This window comes from Moraxella caviae (assembly GCF_002014985.1).
In the GTDB taxonomy this organism is placed as follows: Bacteria; Pseudomonadota; Gammaproteobacteria; order Pseudomonadales; family Moraxellaceae; genus Moraxella; species Moraxella caviae.
Genome location: NZ_MUXU01000047.1, coordinates 1 through 1395 on the forward strand (window position 1 = coordinate 1; position 1395 = coordinate 1395).

Annotated in this window: 1 protein-coding gene and 2 tRNA genes; all 3 read right to left on the minus strand. The window is 42.7% G+C overall.

Going from position 1 to position 1395, the window contains the following annotated elements:
• Nucleotides 1-206: 206 nt before the first annotated feature.
• Nucleotides 207-282 (minus strand) — tRNA-Ile (locus tag B0181_RS07745).
• Between the two features lie 421 nt (nt 283-703).
• A tRNA-Met gene (locus B0181_RS07755) sits at nt 704-778 on the minus strand.
• Nucleotides 779-983: 205 nt separating this feature from the next.
• Nucleotides 984-1395 (minus strand): IS630 transposase-related protein (locus tag B0181_RS07760; RefSeq protein ID WP_249024909.1); only part of this gene is annotated, 412 nt, incomplete at its 5' end.

Consider the following 1395-nt stretch of genomic DNA (forward strand, 5'->3'; position numbering starts at 1 on the left):
GGGAGGGGAGTACGTCACTGGAACCATATTACTGGGATATTCGACAGTAGGGGAGTCAAACCACTATCACCATCAAGCATCTTCCTTTCAATGCTTACCGCCAAATAATTACCCAAAAAAAGCGCTACGGTATACGGAATCCGTAGTTTACGACCAGCGAACCAGTCCAGACCGTAGCTAAATTACTATGCTGACAAGCATATTTTTGGTGGGCCTGATAGGATTTGAACCTACACTCAACGGATTATGAGTCCGCTGCTTTAACCATTAAGCTACAAGCCCGAGTGAAAAAATGACGCCCCCAGCAGGAATCGAACCTACATCTCAAACAAAAGCACCGAAGATCACCTTGCTTTTGTTTACGCTCTACCATTGAGCTATGGCGGCTTGAAAAAGGTTGGCGCAGTGCCACGAGAGTTTCTCAGTGGCTGCGCCTATTACAGCAGCACGAAGCAACCGTTCCAAAAAACCTACCCAAATCTACTAAAGTAGATTCAGCGTTTTCTTCCTACTTCACCGTTGTCTGCCTTGTTCTTTTGAACTTGGACTTACATCAACTCCATAGGCTATCACCGTAGAACTTACGGCTCATCATAGGACAAAGCAAACGCCTTATCCTCCCCCTCAAGCAACTACTTTGCACTGCCAATCGCTGACTGGTTTTTTGAATCAACAAACTGCCAATTCAAAAATTCTTAAAATCTGGAAGCGAAGGTCGGACTTGAACCGACAACCTTCGGATTATGAATCCGACGAGCTACCATTGCTCTACTTCGCTAAATTAGGGCAAATCAGGTGAGTTTGTCCTGCGCCATTCTTGGCGTGGTGCACTGCACAAGAATTGGCGATTTTGCCCAAGTTTTGTTTTGAATCTTTGGAGATTCGAACCAAACATATCGCTCTCTGCAATATGTCTTATAATATAATGTAGATTAACTTCATAGTCAAGCACTTTCTGCAAAAAAATTTCAAATTTTTTAGGATTAATGAAAAATCCAAACTCTTTTACGTTTGAAGCCTAACAGCCAACATTGATGGCGCACATGGGTATCTGAACAACCAAGATGTTTGGCAAGCTCATCGTATCTTGCGTTTGGATGTTGTTCAATGTATTGTTGTGCCTTGACGGCATCAATTTTTGCTTGAGCGGTTAAGTTTGATAGTTCATCTGGAAGCTCCCAGCGAAATTCAAACGCTGCGTTGATGTGTCTTTTACACACACTTGAAATAGCTGCCATACTGCAATTAAAATGTTCAGCAACTTGATATAAGTTAGCTTCTGGGTATTTTTTAAGATATTTTGCGAGCTCTTGGGGATCGATTATTCTTACACGTCTTTTTAAACTGCCAGTTTGTTCTTGCAATCGCAACCAAGCGTGACGTACTCCCCTCCCT